General features: G+C 71.4%; 14 protein-coding genes. 2 read left to right on the top strand and 12 right to left on the bottom strand.

Going from position 1 to position 18,753, the window contains the following annotated elements:
* Positions 1-2: 2 nt before the first annotated feature.
* The 10 genes from bcsB to xerD form a co-directional block, all read right to left on the bottom strand.
* Complete coding sequence (bcsB, locus tag ABB33_RS03395; RefSeq protein WP_082594968.1) at positions 3-2,321, bottom strand: cellulose biosynthesis cyclic di-GMP-binding regulatory protein BcsB; 2,319 nt, start codon at positions 2,319-2,321, stop codon at positions 3-5.
* A complete protein-coding gene (gene bcsA, locus ABB33_RS03390; protein WP_056931160.1) occupies positions 2,318-4,468 on the bottom strand; it encodes a UDP-forming cellulose synthase catalytic subunit in 2,151 nt (716 codons plus the stop codon). Before bcsA ends, bcsB begins: the two co-directional genes overlap by 4 nt.
* A gap of 88 nt (positions 4,469-4,556) precedes the next feature.
* On the bottom strand, positions 4,557-4,805 hold the full coding sequence (locus tag ABB33_RS03385) for a hypothetical protein (RefSeq protein ID WP_054667639.1): 249 nt from the start codon (positions 4,803-4,805) through the stop codon (positions 4,557-4,559).
* Between the two features lie 82 nt (positions 4,806-4,887).
* Positions 4,888-5,343, bottom strand: a complete 456-nt coding sequence (gene bcsD / locus ABB33_RS03380; RefSeq protein WP_054667640.1) for a cellulose biosynthesis protein BcsD — start codon at positions 5,341-5,343, stop codon at positions 4,888-4,890.
* A gap of 282 nt (positions 5,344-5,625) precedes the next feature.
* Positions 5,626-6,462 carry a glycosyltransferase family 2 protein gene (locus ABB33_RS03375; RefSeq protein WP_056931146.1) on the bottom strand — a complete coding sequence of 279 codons (837 nt, stop codon included), beginning with the start codon at positions 6,460-6,462 and terminating at the stop codon, positions 5,626-5,628.
* Positions 6,459-7,328, bottom strand: a complete 870-nt coding sequence (locus ABB33_RS03370; RefSeq protein ID WP_056931145.1) for a glycosyltransferase family 2 protein — start codon at positions 7,326-7,328, stop codon at positions 6,459-6,461. The genes ABB33_RS03375 and ABB33_RS03370 overlap by 4 nt, the downstream gene beginning before the upstream one ends.
* A 191-nt stretch (positions 7,329-7,519) precedes the next feature.
* The gene (gene purL, locus ABB33_RS03365) at positions 7,520-11,401 is read right to left on the bottom strand and encodes a phosphoribosylformylglycinamidine synthase (protein WP_056931144.1); all 3,882 of its coding nucleotides are present in this window, start codon (positions 11,399-11,401) and stop codon (positions 7,520-7,522) included.
* Between the two features lie 105 nt (positions 11,402-11,506).
* Positions 11,507-12,010, bottom strand: coding sequence for a hypothetical protein (locus tag ABB33_RS03360; protein WP_056931143.1), 504 nt, complete (start codon positions 12,008-12,010; stop codon positions 11,507-11,509).
* Positions 12,011-12,033: 23 nt separating this feature from the next.
* Entirely contained in the window at positions 12,034-12,813 is a 780-nt protein-coding gene (locus ABB33_RS03355) for a DsbC family protein (protein WP_056931142.1), read from the bottom strand.
* A gap of 468 nt (positions 12,814-13,281) precedes the next feature.
* Entirely contained in the window at positions 13,282-14,292 is a 1,011-nt protein-coding gene (gene xerD / locus ABB33_RS03350) for a site-specific tyrosine recombinase XerD (protein ID WP_056931141.1), read from the bottom strand.
* A 71-nt stretch (positions 14,293-14,363) separates the two neighbouring features.
* On the opposite strand from xerD, the gene ABB33_RS03345 reads away from it, so the two are divergent.
* Positions 14,364-14,831, top strand: a complete 468-nt coding sequence (locus tag ABB33_RS03345; RefSeq protein ID WP_056931159.1) for an RDD family protein — start codon at positions 14,364-14,366, stop codon at positions 14,829-14,831.
* Between the two features lie 97 nt (positions 14,832-14,928).
* Here the strand turns inward: ABB33_RS03345 and lptG are convergent, their stop codons facing one another.
* Together lptG and lptF are read right to left on the bottom strand one after the other, a co-directional pair.
* Entirely contained in the window at positions 14,929-16,035 is a 1,107-nt protein-coding gene (gene lptG / locus ABB33_RS03340; protein WP_056931140.1) for an LPS export ABC transporter permease LptG, read from the bottom strand.
* On the bottom strand, positions 16,032-17,114 hold the full coding sequence (gene lptF / locus ABB33_RS03335) for an LPS export ABC transporter permease LptF (RefSeq protein ID WP_054667653.1): 1,083 nt from the start codon (positions 17,112-17,114) through the stop codon (positions 16,032-16,034). Before lptF ends, lptG begins: the two co-directional genes overlap by 4 nt.
* 105 nt (positions 17,115-17,219) lie before the next feature.
* Here lptF and ABB33_RS03330 point away from each other — a divergent pair, with 105 nt between their 5' ends.
* Positions 17,220-18,692, top strand: coding sequence for a leucyl aminopeptidase (locus tag ABB33_RS03330; RefSeq protein ID WP_056931139.1), 1,473 nt, complete (start codon positions 17,220-17,222; stop codon positions 18,690-18,692).
* The last annotated feature ends 61 nt before the right edge of the window (positions 18,693-18,753 follow it).

The following is an 18,753-nucleotide window of genomic DNA, read 5'->3' as shown; positions in this document are numbered from 1 at the left end:
GCTCAGCCCGCGACCTTCAGGCGCGCACGCGCATGGCGCCGCAGCAGCCAGCCGGCCAGCATGGCCAGCAGCAGGCACACCAGGCCCACGCCCAGCGCCAGCCACAGCGGGTGATGGGCGAAGAACCAGCGCAGCGCCAGCAGTGGCGGCAGCTCGCCGACGTAGTAGGTCTGGTTGCCGGCCAGGCTGCGCACCGTGTCGCCCTGCAGCAGCACCACGCTGCCCTGGAACTGGCGCAGACGCGCCGGATCGAACCACGCCTCGAACAGGCGGTTCACGTGGCCCGGCTCGTCGGCCATCAGCGCCACCACGCTGCGGCCCTTGCGCAGCGGCGATTCGAAGCCCAGCAGCAGCACGTCGCCCGGCTGCGGACGCACGCCGACCTCGGCCACGGTCGGCAGGTCGGTACGGCGCGCGTCGGGCGACAGGAACGCCGGCAGCGTGTTGAACAGCCAGTCGGACAGGCCGAAGCGGCGGGCCTGGGCACCGTCGCCGACCGGCATCGCCGCGGCCCAGCGCGCGAACAGCGGCTGGTTGCGGCGCGAACCGAGCACCAGCAGGTCCTGGTCGGCGTGTTCGTCGACCTGGCGTGCCTGGATGACGCGCGTGCGCAGCGCCGGATAGCCGGTCGAGGCACCCATGCGGCCGAGCAGCGCCAGGGCGTTGGCCACGTCGTCGCCGCTGGCGTTGTCGGGCATCACCAGCGCGCTGTCGGACAGGTCGGCCATGCGCGTGAACGGGAAGCCGGCATTGCCGAAGGCGGCCAGGTTGGGCATCGCCATGTAGTGCGCGAAGCCGCTCAGGTCGATGGTGGACGCGTCGTCGATCGACGCCGACACGTCCGGGAAGGTGTTCTTGCACTCCTCCGCGCGCGGGCGGTCGAAGAAGAAGTGGAAGCGCAGCTGGCTGCTGGCCGACAGCGGCCCGGTCGGCAGCAGCAGCGGCTGCTGGATCGGCATCGCGCCGCGCGCGCCCAGCTTCTGCCACAGCTGCCGCGGCACCGAGGTCGCCAGCGGGCGGCCGTTGAGCGGCAGCGTGGTCACGAACGCGTCGTTGATGCTGATGTTCAGCGCCGACTTGTCCGCGCCTTCGGGCAGGGTATAGCGGTAGCGCAGGTCCACCGGTATGCCGTCCTTGCGCCACACGAACAGGTCCGGCGGCAACTGCAGGCCGATGCGGATCAGGTCCGGGTTGTAGCCGACCACGTTGAGCTCGCTGGTGCTGCGGACCAGTTCGGAAAAACGCACCGGGCGGTCGCTGGGCACCCAGTTGGGCGCGTCGTAGGGCTTGCGCGGCGCGGCGTCCTTGACCTCGCGCAGGGTCGCGCTGGCGCCGGACAGCGGCGCGCCCAGCGCCAGCGCGGTGGCCGCCGCGCGCAGTTCGGCATCGTCGCGGCCCAGCACCAGCAGCAGCTTGCCGCCGGCATCGTTGGGGTTGCTGGCCACCGCCAGCGTCGGCCCGGACACCTCGACCGGCGCCACGCCGGCCGGCAGGTTGCGCGGCGTGGCCACGACCACCGCATTGCCGCGCGCCGGCAGCACCCCGGTGGACACCGGGAACATCGCGCCGCGGTAGCCGGCCAGCGCGCCGAACCACGACGACACGATGCCGGCGGCCTGCAGCTGGCCGTTGGCCGGCTGCCCGGCGAACACGAACGGCAGTTCCAGCCGGCGGGTATCGCGCGCATCGAAGAACGGCACCGGCAGCAGCGCCAGGTCGTTGCTCAGCGGCAGCGGCAGCCAGCCCAGTTCCAGGTAGCTGGCGCTGTCGATGTTGGCCCACAGGCTGCTGTGGTCGGGGTCTTCGCACTCGCGCGTGTAGTGGCCGATCAGCTGCAGGTTGACCCGGTTGTAGCCGGTCACCAGGCGTGGATCGATGGCGACGTCGCGCTCGACCGGCCGCCCGGCCTCCTCCGCCGAGACCGGCAGCGTCGCCACGGTCACGTCGTTGACGGTGACGCGCAGGTGCGACAGATCCGGCAGCAGCGCCGGCGAATAGATGTACTTCAGGTGCAGCGCGGCGTGGTCGACGACCTGGTCGCTGCGGATCGAGAACGGGATGCCGGCCGTGCCCTGCACGCCGCGCAGCGTCACTTCATAGTCCAGTCCCAGCTGCTTGAGCGTGGAACGGCTGCGCTGCAGCGGCAGCGCGCCCGGTACGGGCGCGGCGGCGACGACGTCCGGCTGCAGGCCCGGCGGCAGCGGCGCGGTGGCCGGCGCCTGCGCGTGGGCGGTGCCCGCCAGCAGGGCCAGGGCGAACACCAGCGTGGCACTGCGCGCGCGCGCGGCGGGGGTCGGCGGAACGGGCAGGCAATGCTTCATGCGGTTTCTCCGGGAGCGGGCTGGGCGTTGCCGTCATTCCGCCCCCTGGTGATGACGAATCGGCCCAGGCGGTGGAAGCCGCGCAGGCTGGCGCGGAGCACATCGGACAGCGAGCGCAGGAAGGTGTCGCGCTCGTGCCGGCCCCACAGCGAGACCCAGATGTCGGCGCGGGCGAAGGTGGAGGCGATCAGCCAGCGCTCCTGCTCGATGCTCAGCTCGCCGAACTGCAGGCTCAGGCCCTGCGCGTCGCGGTCGTGGCGCACCTGCGCCGGCAGGCGCTGGCTGCGCTGGCGATGGCGCAGCTCGATCTCCACCGGAGTATCGGGCTGCACCGGCTGCGGCTGGTCCAGGCGGATGGCCATGCCACCGGTGGAGAAATCGACCGTGCTGCAGGCCAGCGCGCGTCCGTCGGGCAGGTGCAGCAGCGCCTTCATTTCCAGCGGCACGCGGTGCGCACGGCGGATCTGGCGCTGCTCGCTGCAGGTGGCGATGACCGCGCCGAGCATGATCATGTTGTAGAAGGTCCAGCCCAGGTTGAGCCAGATCGTGTTGACCTCGCCGCTGCTGTCGGCCATCACCAGGCGGACGATGCCGGCGACCACGCCGGCCAGGTTGAGCAGCAGCAGGAACAGGTACGGGCGGGCGATCTGCGCGTCGAAATAGCTGTTGTGGACCAGGCCGCCCTTGGCGGTGACGTTGAACTTGCCCAGCCGCGGGTTGAACACCGCCATCAGCGTGGGCCGCAGGATGTACCAGGCCAGCGCGGTCTCGTACACCTCGTTCCACAGCAGGTGGCGGTGCCCGCCCTGGATGCGCAGGTTGGTCAGGCTGGCCTGCGCCAGGTGCGGCAGCGCGTAGGCGAAGATCATCAGCGCCGAGGCGTGGATCACGTGCGCGCCGAAGAACAGGAACGCCAGCGGCGCGGTCAGGAAGATGATGCGCGGCAGCCCGTAGAAGAAGTGCAGCATCGCGTTGGTGTAGCAGATGCGCTGCACCAGGCTCAGGCCGCGGCCCAGCATCGGGTTGTCGACGCGGAAGATCTGCGCCATGCCGCGCGCCCAGCGCGTGCGCTGGCCCACGTGCGCCGACAGGCTCTCGGTGGCCAGTCCGGCGGCCTGCGGCACCGGGATGTAGGCACTGCGGTAGCCGGCGCGGTGCAGGCGGATGGCGGTATGCGCATCCTCGGTCACCGTCTCCACCGCCACCCCGCCCACCTCTTCCAGCGGCGCGCGCTTGATCACCGCGCACGACCCGCAGAAGAAGGTGGCGTTCCAGGCGTCGTTGCCGTCCTGCAGCAGGCCGTAGAACAGCTCGCCTTCGTTGGGCACCTTGCCGAAGGTGCCGAGGTTGCGCTCGAACGGGTCGGCCGAGAAGAAGTAGTGCGGCGTCTGCACCACCGCCAGCCGCGCGTCGTGCAGGAACCAGCCCATCGACATCTGCAGGAACGAGCGCGTCGGCACGTGGTCGCAGTCGAAGATGGCGACGTACTCGCCATCGGACTTCTTCAGCGCCGCGTTGATGTTGCCGGCCTTGGCGTGGTTGTTGTTGGTGCGGGTGACGTAGTTCACCCCGACTTCCTCGCAGAACGCGCGGAATTCCTCGCGGCGGCCGTCGTCGAGCAGGTGGATCTTCAACTTGCCGGCCGGCCAGTCCATCACCGTCGCCGCCAGCACGGTGGTGCGCACCACCGACAGCGGTTCGTTGTAGGTGGGGATGAACACGTCCACCGTGGGCCACAGCGACTGGTCCTCGGGCAGCGGCAGCGAACGCCGGTGCAGTGGCCAGGCCACCTGGAAGTAGCCCAGCACCAGCACCACGAACGCGTAGACCTCGGCCATCACCAGGCCGAAGCCCAGGGTCAGGTCGACAACGCTGCCCATGCCCATGGTCTCGGTCAGCCGCCACCACATGTAGCGGCTGGACATGACCAGCGACAGCCCCATCAGCAGCAGCGGCACGATGCGGTTGCGGGCGCGCCGCAGGCACAGGCCGATGGCGAACACCGCCAGCGAGAACAGCAGCTGCCGGGTCACGTCCAGCGGCACGGTGACGACGAAGCCGATGAGCAGCATGCCCACCAGCACCAGCGCGGCCAAGCCAAGGCGAGCCAGGGCCTGCGAGCCCTCGGGCCTGATTGAAAGTCTCATGGATTTCCCCTGTGCGCCGCCCCTGCGGGCGGCCTTGCCGGCCGGATCGCGCGTCATCGCGGTCCGGCGCGGCGTTCGTGCCCCGTTCCTATTGCCTGCGCAAGCGGATCAGGGGGCTGTCGTCCGGAATCGTCCCGCCGGCTTCTGCCAGCCTGCGGAACAACTGCGACAGTGGCGTGTCCGCCTGCGCGGCAGGCAGGTCGGGCGCCGGCGCGGGTTGCGCCGCGACCACCGCTTCCACTGCCGCCGGCGCTGCCGGCCGGGTCGCCGCAGCGGGCAACCTTGCCTCGGGGAACTCCCGGTACTCCGGCCGTCCCTTGCCGTCACCCAGCTTCATGAACAGGCCTGCCACATCGTCATCGCATTGCGGCGCTGCCGCCGGTCGGTTGCTGCTCATGCCCAACGCATCTCGTCCATCGTCAAAACACCCGCCCCACGGTAAAAATCGAAACGTCACGATTGCCGGTCGCCAGGTGGCGCACATCGAGCACGGCAAGCATGCCGGCGCCGCGCAGCCAATGGCGGTAGGCCCCCTCGAGAAAGCCGTGATGCCAGGCGCCGCCCCCCAGCGCCGCCGCCAGCGGCGAGGCCGCATGCACGATGCGCAGCTGGTCGGCGCGCTCCTCGAACCTCGCCCATCCCCACTCGCAGTCCGCCCACACCGCGTTGACCGAGGCCTGCAGGGCCTCGACGGTGGCCACCGGCGGCAGGCCATGGGCGTCGGCGAAGCGCTGGCCGATGCGCGCCATCAGCCGTGCCGATTCCTCCTCCGGCAGCGCCTGGTCGAACTCCGCCGCCATCGCCTGCAGGAAGCCCCGCCATTGCCGGGCACAGGAACGGTCGCGATAACCATCGAGCAACTCTGCCGGGTTCACCAGGCCATTCCCCTGCGCATCCGCACCCCACCTACGCAACGCATCCCGCCTCCTGCGACATTCGATACCACTGAATATTGTGAATTATATCACACTTCAAGCCAATACCCAGCGACCTGCCGATGCAGCGGTGCACACAGCCGCATCCAACGCACTCCCGGGGATGCAGACAGCAAAGCACACGACCGTAAGAAGACCATGGCCGGATGACGCTGCCTTTGCAGGCAGCCGCGGCAGAACCCCACGGGAACCCGGGCAACGGCCTGCGCGTGGACGGCGCCGTCAGCGGTGCAGCAGCAGCCGTGGCACCTGCACGAGCGCATGCGCCCAGATCGCGCACCACACCGCGGCGCGTACCGGCAGGCCGCGGCGCGGCGCCTCGAACTTGCGGAAATAGCGCCACAGCCCGCGGTGCTTGTGCCATTCGACGAAAAACGGCCGTGCGCGGCTGGAGACGCCGCGCACGTGCAGCACCGCCAGCCGGTTGGCGATGGCCACCGTCGCCCCGGCCTGGCGTGCGCGCCGGCACAGGTCCAGGTCCTCGGCATGCAGCCGGTAGCCCGCGTCCCAGCCGCCAATGCGGTCGAACAGCGCCCGCGGCATCAGCAGCAGCGCACCGGACAGCGCCGGCACCTCCTGCAGCCGCTGCGCCGGATCGGGCGCCAGCGCCAGCCGCGCACCGGCGGCGGGGTTGCGCAGCATCGCGGCGAAGTCGGGATCGCGGCGCCGCACCGCCGCATCCGGCCGCCCCTGCGCGTCCACCTGCTCCACGCCGAGCAGGCAGTCGCCCAGCGGCAGGCCCAGATCGCGCAGGCGCGCCAGCGTGTCGGGTTCGACCATCAGGTCGGGATTGACGAACGCCAGCCACGGCGCATCGCTGTCGCGCGCGCCCTGGTTGCAGGCGGTGGCGAAGCCGGGGTTGTCGGGATTGGCGATGAAACGCACCCGCGCATCAGCCAGGGCATGGCGCTGGACGATGCCGAGCGAGCCATCGTCGGAGGCGTTGTCCACCACCCGGATCTGCACCACGTCGTGTGCGCCGCGCAGCCGCGCCAGGCATTCGTCCAGCGTCGCCGCGCTCTGGTAGCTGACCACGACGACCGCGATCGCGCCGCTCACGAGGCGACCTCCGCCGCCGCATCGTCGCCGTCGTCGTCGCCGAACAGGTCGGGCTGGCGCGCCGGCAGCGCCGCCAGCTCCCACAGCTGCTGCAGGTGCTGGCGGTGGCCATGCAGCGGATCGTCCATCAGGAACCCGGCCAGGCGCGCGGTCCAGGCCGGCCAGCGGTTGCCCAGCACTTCCATGTCGCCGTCGGCGGGACGGCCCTCGTCATGGCGGCCGACGAAGGCGTTGTCGCACAGCACGTTGCGCCAGCCCAGCCCGCTCATGCGCAGGCTCAGGTCCACCAGCGCCGCGTACCACGAGCCGCAGCTCTGCGTGTCCAGTCCACCGGCGCGGCGCCGCGCGCTGCCGCGCACCAGCACGGCGTGGGTGACCGCCGAAGGCAGTTCCGGGTGCAGCAGCGGCATCGACGCGCAGGCGCGCGCCAGCCGTGCGCCATCGGACGGCAGCGGATTGAGTTCGCCGGCGCGTGGCCAGGCCACGGTCTCGCCAGCATTGCTCCACGGCGTGGCGGTGGCGATGGACGCATCGCGCGCGAGGCAATCGGACAGTTGCTGCAGCCAGCCCGGCAGCGGCAGCGCATCGGGCGCGAGCACCGCCACGTCGGCGTCGCCGCAGGCCTGCAGCATCTGCTCCAGGTGCGCCGATTCGCCAATGGAGCGCGGGCGCCGGGTGTACTCCGCCTGCAGCCGGGTGCGCGCCAGCCACGGTTCGATCACCGCCTGCACCCGCGGCCCGCCCTGGGCATCGTCGGCCAGCCAGATCGGGGTACCGGCGGGGGTGGCGGTTTCCAGCGCCGCCAGGCATGCATCGAGCGCCACGTCGTCCACGCCGACCGGCAACAGGATCACCGGCAAGCGCACGCAGCGTCCCCGGCCCGGCGTGGAATGGAGGGTGCGTAACTGGTCACGGCCGGCGATTCCCTGAGGCTGACGCAGCGAACTCTAGCAGTCGCCCGCGGCAGCGCGTACCCGCAAGCCGCATGACGCCGCGCTGCAGCCGCTGCGTCGCAGCGGGCCCGTGTCGCCACGGGCCCGTTGATGGCACGGCGCGATCAGCCGCACCACACCCGCGCGTTGCGGAACATGCGCAGCCACGGTGCGTCCTCGCCCCAGCCCTTCGGCGCCCAGCTCAGGTTGAGCTTGCGCGGGGTCCGCTCCGGGTGCGGCATCAGGATGGTGACGCGGCCGTCGCGGGTGGTCAGGCCGGTGATGCCGTCGGGCGAGCCGTTCGGGTTCAGCGGGTACTGTTCGGCCACGCGGCCATCGCCATCGACGTAGCGCAGCGCCACGTCGACCGCGGCCTGGTCGACCGCGCTGTCGAACTCGGCGCGGCCCTCGCCGTGCGCCACCGCCACCGGCAGCCGCGAACCGGCCATGCCGCGCAGCAGGATCGACGGCGACTCCACCACCTCCAGCAGCGCGGTGCGGGCCTCGAACTGCTCGCTGCGGTTGCGCAGGAAGACCGGCCAGTGCTCCGCGCCGGGGATGATGGCCTTGAGCTGGCTCATCATCTGGCAACCATTGCACACGCCCAGGGCGAAGGTGTCCGGCCGCGCGAAGAACGCGGCGAAGGCCTCGCGCAGCGCCGGGCGCTCCAGGATCGAGGTGGCCCAGCCGCGGCCCGCGCCCAGCACGTCGCCGTAGCTGAAGCCGCCGCAGGCGGCCAGCCCGCGGAAGTCCGCCAGCTGCACGCGGCCTTCGATCAGGTCGCTCATGTGCACGTCGAAGGCATCGAAGCCGGCGCGCTCGAAGATATTGGCCATTTCGATCTGGCCGTTGACGCCCTGCTCGCGCAGGATCGCCACCTTCGGCCGCGCCCCGGTGGCGACGAACGGCGCGGCGACATCCTCGGCCGGGTCGAACGCCAGTTTCGGCTTCAGCCCCGGGGCATTGAAATTGCGCGCGACCGCGCGCTCCTGGTCGGCCGCCTCCGGGTTGTCGCGCAGTTTCTGCATGGCGTGGGTCACCGACCACCAGGCATCGAACAGCTCTTCCCAGCGCCACTCGGCCAGGCTCTGCCCGCCCAGCTGCACGCGCACCACCGGCGCGGTGGTCGGGCGTGCGATGCGCTGCGCGCATTCGGTCAGCGCATGGCGTTCGACCAGGTCGGCGAACGCGGCACGGTCTTCCCTGGCGATCTGCACCACCGCACCCAGTTCCTCGTTGAACAGGCTGCGGAACGGATCGTCGCCCCAGGCATCGAGCACGATGTCCAGGCCCAGCCGCGAGGCGAACGACATCTCGCACAGGGCGGCGAACGCGCCGCCGTCGCTGCGGTCGTGGTAGGCCAGCAGCAGCCCGGCCTGGCGCGCGTCGCGGATCAGCTCGAAGAAGCCGCGCAGGCGCTGCGGGTCGTCCAGGTCCGGCACTTCGCCGGCGAACGCCGGCAGCGCGCTGTGGTCGGCCTGGGTCTGGGCCAGGATCGAGCCGCCCAGGCGCTGCTTGCCCGCGCCCAGCCCGATCAGCCACAGCTCGCTTTCGCCCTCGCGTTCCAGCAGCGGGGTCAGCTGCTGGCGCGCGTCGGCCACCGGCGCGAACGCCGAGATCACCAGCGACACCGGCGACACCGACTTCTCGGTCCTGCCGTCGGCCTGCCACTGCGCCTGCATCGACAGCGAGTCCTTGCCCACCGGGATGCTGATGTCCAGCTGCGGGCACAGTTCCATGCCTACCGCCCTGACCGCGTCGTACAGCAGCGCGTCCTCGCCGTCGTGGCCGCAGGCGGCCATCCAGTTGGCCGACAGCTTGACCGTGTCCAGCGAGATCAGCGGCGCGGCGCACAGGTTGGTGATGGCCTCGCCCACCGCCATGCGCGCCGAGGCGGCGGCGTTGAGCAGTGCCAGCGGGGTGCGCTCGCCCACCGCCATCGCCTCGCCGGCGTAGGTGTCGAACCCGGCCAGGGTGATGGCGACATCGGCCATCGGCAGCTGCCACGGGCCGATCATCTGCTCGCGCGCGGTCAGGCCGCCGACGCTGCGGTCGCCGATGGTGACCAGGAAGTTCTTGGCCGCCACGGTCGGGTGCGACAGCACCCGCAGGCCGGCGTCATGCAGGTCGATGCCGGCGGTCTTCAGCTGCGGCCAGCGCGGCGCGGCCGGGTGCGTGGTGTCGCGGTGCATCTTCGGCGCCTTGCCGAACAGCACGTCCATCGGCAGGTCGATCGGCGCATCGGCCGGGATGTTGCCCGGGGTCGCGCCGTAGGCCACCACCAGCCGCTCCTCGGCGGTGGCCACGCCGACCGCGGCGAACGGGCAGCGCTCGCGCGCGCAGATCTCGCCGAACTCGGCCAGGCGGTCGGCCGGGATGCCCAGCACGTAACGCTCCTGCGACTCGTTGCACCACAGTTCCAGCGGCGACAGCGAGGGATCGTCGGTCGGCACCTTGCCCAGGTCGATCACGCCGCCGACGTCGGAATCGTGCAGCAGTTCGGGAATGGCGTTGGACAGGCCACCGGCGCCGACGTCGTGGAAGAACTTGATCGGGTTGCCCGCGCCCATGGCCACGCAGCGGTCGATCACTTCCTGGCAGCGGCGCTCCATTTCCGGGTTGTCGCGCTGCACGCTGGCGAAATCCAGGTCCTCGGCGCTCTCGCCCGAGGCCACCGACGAAGCGGCGCCGCCGCCCAGGCCGATCAGCATCGCCGGGCCGCCCAGCACGATGACGATGTCGCCATCGGCCAGGCGCAGCTTGTCCACCTGCACGCGGTCGATCGCACCCAGGCCGCCGGCCAGCATGATCGGCTTGTCGTAGGCGCGGGTGATGCCGTCCTCGGGCAGCTCGAAGCTGCGGAAGTAGCCAAGCAGGTTCGGTCGCCCGAACTCGTTGTTGAACGCGGCGCCGCCGAGCGGGCCGTCGAGCATGATGTCCAGCGCCGGCGCCATCCGCGGGTTCAGCGCGCGCGGCGCCTCCCACGGCTGCGGCAGGGTCGGGATGCGCAGGTGCGAGACCGAGAAGCCGGTCAGGCCGGCCTTGGGCTTGCCGCCGCGGCCGGTCGCGCCTTCGTCGCGGATCTCGCCGCCGGCACCGGTCGAGGCGCCCGGGAACGGCGCGATCGCGGTGGGGTGGTTGTGCGTCTCCACCTTGATCTGGAACGCACTGGGCACCACCGCTTCGCTGCGGTAGCGGCCGCTCGCCGGATCGGGGCGGTAGCGCGCGGCCGGCTCGCCCTCGATCACCGCGGCGTTGTCGCTGTAGGCGCTGAGCGTGTGCTGCGGGGTCTGCTGGTGGGTGTTCTTGATCATCCGGAACAGCGAGCGCTCCTGCGCCTGTCCGTCGATGGTCCAGCTGGCGTTGAAGATCTTGTGCCGGCAATGCTCGGAATTGGCCTGCGCGAACATCATCAGCTCGACGTCGGACGGGTCGCGGCCGAGTTCGCCGTAGCGCTGGCGCAGGTACTCGATCTCGTCCTCGGCCAGGGCCAGGCCCAGGCGCTTGTTGGCGCCTTCCAGGTCGGCCAGCGCGATGCGCTGCAGCGGCTTGCGCGCCGGGCTGTCGAACAACGCCCGCGCCTGCGCGATGTCGGCCAGCAGCGACTGCGTCATCGGATCGTGCAGCAGCCGGGCCACGGCCGCCTGCAGGGCCGGGTCGGACGGCCAGCCGGCCAGGTCGATGCGGGTGCCGCGCTCCACGCGCTGGATCGCCAGGCCGGCGCCGCGCACCAGTTCGGTGGCCTTGCTCGACCACGGCGACAGCGTTCCCAGGCGCGGCACCACGTAACGCGACAGGCTGCCGGCGGCGGCCCCGGCCGGTTGCGGCTGGGCCTGCAGGATGCGGCCCAGCGTGGCCTGGTCGACGGCCGCGGCATCGGTGGCCTGGGTGAAATAGACGTGCCAGGCACCGGTGATGCGCAGATCGGCGGCGATGGACTGCAGGCGGGATTCAAGACGTTCGCGGCGGAACGGCGAAAGGGCGGCTGCGCCCTCGAGGACGATCATGTCCGGGAGACCATGGTGGGAGTCGGGCCCGCCATTGTACCGGAGCCGGCCTCCGGCCGTGCCCGGCGGCGGCGTGTGCCGCCGGTCCCCGGGGCCGGTGACGGCCTATTCTTCGGGCGCCGGCCTGACCTCGCGGGCGACGCGACGCCACCGCGTCCCGTTCCAGACCATGTAGTCGACGATGTCCGGGGAGCGGTACCCCTCGGTATGGGTCACTACCAGCAAGCGGCTGTCGCGCCGGTAGTCGAAGCGGACGTTGTTCAACGCCTGGCCGGGGTGGACCTTGCCGCTGCGGCGGTCGATCAGCGCGTACTGGCGGCAACCGCTGCCGCAGCCGACCAGGAACAGGGTGAAGTGGTCAGCGAAGTTGGGCGGCTCCGGGGCCTCGCCATCGAACTGCAGGTACTGTTCCAGCTTCCAGCCGATGTCCGTGCGCGGCAGCTTCGCCGGCACCGGATGGTCGATGCGGCTCAGCGGGACGCGATGGGCCTCGAACGTGGGCGGTGCCGACGCGCAGCCGGCGTGGAGCAGCGGCGCAAGCAGCGCCGCGCGCCGGGCAACCGCCGCCCACCACGCGGCGGGCGGACGGCGGCGGAGCGCCAGCGGCATCGTGCTGCCCCGGGGCCGACGGATCAGGGACTGCCGGCGGCGCCGGGCAGCCGCTCCAGCGCGGCCTTGAGCTGCGCCGGCGGCAGGTAACCCCCCAGCTGGGTGCCATCGGCGGCGAAGATCGCCGGGGTGCCGCTGATGCCCAGCTGCTGGCCGACGTTGTACTGCATGGTCACCGGATTGGTGCAGTTCTTCGCCTCCACCGGGCGGTCGGACTTGGCCGCGGTCAGTGCCGCCTTGCGGTCGCTGGCGCACCACACCGAGACCATGTCGGTGTGGTCCTTGCTGCCCAGCCCCATGCGCGGGAACGCCAGGTACTCGACGGCGATGCCCTGGCGGTTCAGCTCGGCGATGTCCTGGTGCAGCTTGCGGCAGTAACCGCACTCGATGTCGGTGAACACGCTGATGGTGTACTTGGCATTCGGCGGCGCGAACACGATCCGGTCCGAATGCGGCAGCGACGCCAGCAGCTTGCGGCGGTGGGCCAGCAGGCCCTCGCTGGTCGCCAGCGCGCGCTTGCCGATGTCGTAGGGCTGGGCCTGCATCAGGTAGCGGCCGTCGTCGGTGACGTACAGCACCTGGCCGGACACCACCACCTCGCGGAAGCCGGCGAACGGCGCGGCGCCGATGTAGTCCGGATTGAAATTCGGGTCCAGCTGCCTGAGCGCGTCGCGCACCCGCTTCTCGACCGCGCCGTCCGCGGTGGCCGGTGCGGCAGCGGCAGTGGTTTCAGGCGCTTTCGGCTGCGCGCAGGCGGTCAGGCTGATCGCGCCCAGCAGCGCGGCGGTGGCGAATCGGAGCATGGGGATTCCAGGGAAAAGAGATTGGCGGAAAGCCGGGCGATTCTCGCATACCCGGGGGACGGGACGTTCCGGGTGCCGCTGCGGCGGCGCACTCGCCGCGCCCGGGCGAAAGGGCGCGACGCTGCTGCGGGAAGCGGCCGTGCGGCTCATCCGGGCTTGGTGACCCGCTGTAGAACAGGCCCGGGTGCCATCGCGGCCGGTGCCGCCGGGAGCATCGCAGGAGATGGCGGGATACGGACGCGCGGCAGGTATGTTGGCGCCCGGGTCTCGACGCGGCGCGGCCGGGCGTTCGCGACCCACCGCTGGACGAGCCAGCGCTGCAGGTACCCGGAGATATCGGAAGCGGTCGTGGATGCGGTGGGATCTGGACGCGCGGCGGCGCGGCAGGCGTTGCTGGCGCCCGGGGTTCCACCTGGCGCGGCCGGGCGTTCGCGACCGCGCGCGCCAGTGGCGCGCAAGCGCGGTCGCTCACCCCCTCGGGTGGTGGTTGCGGTGCAGCTTCTGCAGGTGTTCGCGGGCGACCAGGGTGTAGATCTGGGTGGTGGACAGGGAACTGTGGCCCAGCAGCATCTGCAGCGCGCGCAGGTCGGCGCCATGGTTGAGCAGGTGGGTGGCGAAGCTGTGGCGCAGGCCGTGCGGACTGATCCGCGCCGGGTCGATGCCGGCCGCCGCCGCGCTGGCCTTCACCAGCGCCCAGAACTGCTGCCGCGTCAGCGGCTTCTGCCCGCGGGCCAGGAACAGCGGCACCTGGCCGTCGGCCGTGGCCTGCACCGGCCGCCCCGCCGCCAGTGCCGGGCGTGCGTCGGCCAGGTAGCGCTCCAGCCAGTGCCGGGATTCCTCGCCCAGCGGCACCAGCCGCTCCTTGCTGCCCTTGCCGGTCACCCGCAGCACGCCCTGGCGCAGGTTGACCGCGTTGGCCGGCAGGTCGACCAGCTCACTCACGCGCAGGCCGGCGGCATACATCAGTTCCAGCATGGCGCGGTCGCGCAGGCCCTCGGCCGTGGCGATATCCGGCGCGGCCAGCAGCGCCTCGATCTGGCTCTCGGCCAGGGCCTTGGGCAGCGGCCGCGGCAACCTGGGCGGCTCCAGCAGCGCGGACGGATCGTCGTCGCGCTCGCCGCGGCGCAGGCAGTCGGCGAAGAACGCGCGCAGCGCCGACAGCAGGCGCGCGTTGCTGCGCGGCGACCAGCCGTGGCGGGTCCGCCAGGCCAGGTAGTCGAACAGGCCGGCGCGATCGATGCCGGCCAGCGTGCTCCGCGGCGCCGGCGCCTGGCGGGGCGGCTCGCCGGCCTGGGAGGCCGCCCAGCGGGCCAGTCCCTCCAGATCCCGGCGATAGCTGTCCAGGGTCGCCCGCGCCAGCCCCTGTTCGGCCCAGATCGCGTCGAGGAAGCGCTGGATGCGGCGGCCGTCGGCCTCGCGCAGTGGCGGCAGTTGCATCACCCGTTGGCGGCGTTCGGCGGCGGTGGAAGGCGAACTCATCGCGCGCAGGATAGGCATTGCCGGCGCCGCTGCCCATCCACATCGCGCACGCCAGCCCGTATGCTCGCGCGATGAACGCCGATTCCGCCGCCCCGTCCCGCCCCTCGCCACTGCTGTTGCGCCGCCTGGCGGCACTGTTCTACGACCTGTGGCCGGTGCTGGCGCTGTGGATGCTCACCGCGGTGCCGTTCACCCTGCTGGACGTGGTTGCCAGCGGCGGCAACACCCACCACAACATTGCCCCGTACAGCCCGCTGCAGTGGCTGCTGTGGCTGTGCTGCTGGGCCGTGGCCGGGGTGTACGCCACGCTCAGCTGGAAGCGCGGCGGGCAGACCCTGGGCATGCGCCCGTGGCGACTGTATGTGCAGGGCACCAATGGCGCGCCGTCGATGGCCCTGCTGTGGAAGCGCTATACGCTGGGCACGTTGTCGCTGCTGTGCGGCGGCCTGGGATTCTGGTGGGCGCTGCTGGATCGGGAGGGGCTGACGTGGCACGACCGCCTCAGCAACACCCGGCTGGTGCACGTCCCCGACCGGTAACCGCCCCGGAACAGCACACCCGTCGTTGCTCCCGGCGCGCAGCGGCGCGGCAGGGAAACCGGGGCCCGCGGTCTCCTGCGGCGCGCGCGGAGCGGACTCAGCTCGAACGTCGTTTGAACAGCCAGCCGGATACGGCCAGCATGATGACCGGCGGCAGCGCGTAGGCGATGCGGTAATCGAACTTGAGCGCGCCGGCCATGCGCCCGAAGAACATCTGCAGCAGCAGGAAGCCCAGCGCGAACAGCATGCCCAGGAACAGGCGCTTGCCCATGCCGCCACTGCGCAGCGAACCGAACGCGAACGGCACCGCGGCCAGGCACAGCGCCAGCACGTTCACCGGATAGAACCAGCGGCTCCAGTAGGTGTCCTCGTAGTCGCGCGCGTCCAGCCCGTTGCGCTTGCGGTACTCGATGCTGGTGCGCAGCTCGGCGGCGGTCAGGCTGCGTGGCTTGGCCAGGCCCGAGGCCAGCGCCGCTGCGTCCAGGTCCGAGTCCCAGGGCTCGCTGGCCACCGTCTGGCGGGTGGCAGAGCGCTCGCCGAAGGTGTCGCGCCGCACCTGCTCCAGGGTCCAGCCCCGGGCGTCGTGGCGGGCGGTGACCGCATGGGTCAGGCTGGCCAGGCGGCCATCGGCGTCCAGCCGGTAGAGGCGGACGTCATGCAGCAGCAGGCGCGTCCCGCCGCCCTCGGTGAGCTGCTCCTCGCCGCTCTGGGCATTGAGGAAGGTGTCGCCCTCGCGCGCCCACAGCCCGGAATAGCGGGCCATGGCCATGTCGGTGTTGAACTTGGCGCTGGCCTTCAGCGCATCGGCCTTTTCCTGCGCCCAGGGCGCCAGGGTTTCGCCGTTGACCACCATCATCGCGGTCAGCATCGACATCGCGATGGCCACCGACAGCGCGATGCGGCGGCGCGACAGGCCAAGCGCACGCAGCGCGGTCAGCTCCGAAGTCGCCGCCAGCTGCCCCAGCCCCATCAGCGCGCCGATCACCGCGGCCATCGGGAACAGCGTGTAGGCGCGGCGCGGCAGGGTGTAGGCGCTCCAGGCCACCGCGTGGCCGAAGGTATAGCTGCCGGTGCCGATGTTCTTGGCCTCGCCGGACAGCGACAGCATCGCGTCCAGCCCGGTCAGCACCGCCCACGCCAGCAGCACCGTGACCAGCACCGTGCGGCCGACGTAGAAATCGTGGATGCGCGGGCGCAGCATCATGCGCGTGCCCTCTTGCGGCGCGACAGCCGGCCATCGCGGAAGTACAGCCACAGCGCCAGCACCAGCAGCGGCACGGTCAGCCACCACATGCCCAGCTCCACCGGCAGCTTGCCGCTGGCCAGCCATTGCCGGCCGCTGATCATCAGGCTGATGCCCACCACGTAGCCGAGGAAGGCCAGCATGACGCTTCCATAGCGCTGCTGCCGCGGCGTGCTGCGCGAAAGCGGCAGCGCCAGCAGGGCGAAGGCCAGCGCCAGCAGCGGCGGGGTGATGCGCCAGTGCAGCTGCGCCTGCGCCTCGCGACGGTCGTCGCCGAGCAGGCGCAGGGTCGGCAGCACCTCGGGGTCGTCCTGGCCGCGCGGTTCATCGCGGTCGGGCAACGCCACCTCGTTGCTGGCGTAGCGCATCAGGCGGTAATCCAGCCCGCCGTTCTCGGGGCCTTCGACGCGGTGGCCGTCCTCCAGCCGCAGGAAGCGCTGGCGATCGCCCTCGAAGAACATGGCGCCGCTGTTGGCAGAGACCACGTCGATGCGCCCGTCCTCCTGCCGCTGGATGAACACCTTGCCCATCCGGGTGCCGTCCTCGTTGAGCGAGGACAGGTAGACGATGCCGCCGCCGGAGAGCTGGGTGAACTTGCCCGGCTCCAGCCCGGCCACCACCACGCTGCGGCTGGCGGCCTCGACCATCGCGTCGGCGGTGCGGTTGGCCCAGGGCCCCAGCCACAGCGAGCAGGCCCCGACCAGCGCCACCACCGGCGCCACCAGCATCATGACCGGCCGCAGCAGGCGTCGCGGGCCGACCCCCACCGCGGTCAGCACCGCCATCTCCGAATCCCGGTAGAGCCGGGCGATGGCCAGCGACAGGCCGAGCAGCAGCGCCAGCGGCAGGATGATGGGCAGGTAGACGATGAACTGCAGGCCCAGCTGCGACAGCAGCAGCCCGGCCGGCATGCGGCCGTCGGCAATCCGGCCCAGGATGTCCACCAGGACCCCGCCCACGCTCACCACCAGCAGCACGGTCAGGGTCGCCAGGAAGCTCTGGATGAAGTCGCTCAGCAGGTAGCGGTCAAGCTTCGCCATGGGGTGGGTGGTTTAAACTCCCGGTTTCGTTCGCGGCGCGCCCGGCCGGTCTGGAGGGGTGGAAACAGTCCGCGATTGTACGGATTTGGCAATGGAATCTGATCAATGTCTCTGCAATTCACCCTGAACCACGCCGCCCCGGCCTCGGCCGCGGTCGACTGCATCATCGTTGGCGCCTTCTCTGACAAGTCGCTGTCGCCGGCGGCACAGGCGCTCGACGCCGCCTCGGGCGGCCGCATCGCGGCGCTGGTGGAGCGCGGCGACGTCGGTGGCAAGACCGGCAACACCACCGTGCTGCACGACCTGGCCGGCGTGGCCGCGCCGCGCGTGCTGGTGGTCGGCCTGGGCGACGCCGCCAAGTTCGGCGTGCCGCAGTACATCAAGGCGGTGGGCGACGCCGCCCGCGCGCTGCGCAGCGGCATCACCCGCAGCGCGCTGTTCACCCTGTCCGAGCTCGAAGTGAAGGGCCGCGATGCCGCCTGGAACATCCGCCAGGCGGTGATCGCCGCCAACCATGCCAGCTACCGCTACACCGCCACCCTGGGCAAGAAGAAGCCCGACGCCCCCGGCCTGGAAACCCTGGCCATCAGCGGCAGCGACGAGACCGCGCTGGCCCAGGGCCAGGCCATCGCCGCCGGCGTCGAGTACGCCCGCGAGCTGGGCAACCTGCCGCCGAACCTGTGCACGCCGGCCTACCTGGCCGAAAGCTCGGCCCGGTTCGCCGCCGAGCACGAGGGCGCGCAGGCCGAGATCCTCGACGAACAGCAGATGGAAGCCCTGGGCATGGGCTCGCTGCTGGCGGTGGCCCGCGGCTCGGCCAACCGGCCGAAGCTGGTGGTGCTGAAGTGGAACAACGGCGGCGACGCCAAGCCCTACGTGCTGGTCGGCAAGGGCATCACCTTCGATACCGGCGGCGTCAACCTGAAGACCCAGGGCGGCATCGAGGAGATGAAGTACGACATGTGCGGCGGCGCCAACGTCATCGGCACCTTCGTCGCCGCGGTCAAGGCCCGGCTGCCGCTGAACCTGGTGGTGGTGGTGCCGGCGGTGGAGAACGCCATCGACGGCAACGCCTACCGCCCGTCGGACGTGATCACCTCCATGTCCGGCAAGACCATCGAGGTCGGCAACACCGACGCCGAGGGCCGCCTGATCCTGTGCGACGCGCTGACCTATGCGCAGCGCTTCGAGCCGGCCGCGCTGGTCGACGTGGCCACCCTGACCGGCGCCTGCATGGTTGCCCTGGGCCACCAGACCGCCGGCCTGATGAGCAAGCACGACGACCTGGCCAACGAACTGCTGGCCGCCGGCGAGCACGTGTTCGACCGCGCCTGGCGCCTGCCGCTGTGGGACGAGTACCAGCCGATGCTGGATTCCAGCTTCGCCGACGTCTACAACATCGGCGGCCGCTGGGCCGGCGCCATCACCGCCGGCTGCTTCCTGTCGCGCTTCGCCGAGGGCCAGCGCTGGGCGCACCTGGACATCGCCGGCGTGGCCAGCGACGAAGGCAAGCGCGGCATGGCCACCGGCCGCCCGGTCGGGCTGCTGGCGCAGTGGCTGCTGGACCGCGCGGCGTGACGCAAAACCGGGGCCGGCACCGGGTTCCACCTGGAACGACCGACGCCGGCCCCGGTTCTTC

Origin of the sequence: Stenotrophomonas acidaminiphila (assembly GCF_001431595.1) — a bacterium.
In the GTDB taxonomy this organism is placed as follows: domain Bacteria; phylum Pseudomonadota; class Gammaproteobacteria; order Xanthomonadales; family Xanthomonadaceae; genus Stenotrophomonas; species Stenotrophomonas acidaminiphila.
This window is presented reverse-complemented; position numbering and strand designations above follow the sequence as displayed.